The organism is Thermococcus sp. M36, assembly GCF_012027355.1.
Taxonomy (GTDB): Archaea; Methanobacteriota_B; Thermococci; order Thermococcales; family Thermococcaceae; genus Thermococcus.
The window spans coordinates 1-480 of sequence record NZ_SNUH01000143.1 but is presented as its reverse complement, the minus strand read 5'-3'; the positions used below and the strand labels follow the sequence as shown (position 1 = coordinate 480).

General features: G+C 35.4%; 1 protein-coding gene. It reads left to right on the top strand.

The features are described from left to right. Positions 1-480, top strand: a 480-nt coding sequence (locus E3E36_RS11705) for a PASTA domain-containing protein (RefSeq protein WP_167895558.1), incomplete at both ends; no start/stop codon positions are given.

Below are 480 nucleotides of genomic sequence, written 5' to 3'. Positions count from 1 at the left end.
GCAGAAAACCCCCAATATACATGCTTGGTAGTTATTAAAAATAAACCTCATGCAATTAAAAGGCATGGTGCAGATGTTGCCGGACCGGTATTTAAAGAAATTGCAGACAGGCTTTATACAACAAGGGTTATTCAGAATAATTCAAAACCAAACAATGCAAAAACCGATAGCAGCATTTTCAGATATGCAGGTTACAAAACAGATGTAAAGCAGGTAATGCAATCATTAAGTGTGAAGTATAAAGATTCATCAACACCTGCAAATGATTGGACAGATATAACCGCTGCTAAAGGAAATGTTACAGTTAATAACAGGAATATTGAAACTAATAAAATGCCCTCATTAAAAGGTATGGGTTTAAAAGATGCTGTTAGTATTTGTGAGAATGATTTAGGCCTAAGAATAAATATTAAAGGAAAAGGTAAGGTAACAGAACAGTCAATTGCAGCAGGTATTCCCGTTGCAAAGGGTCAGGTCATC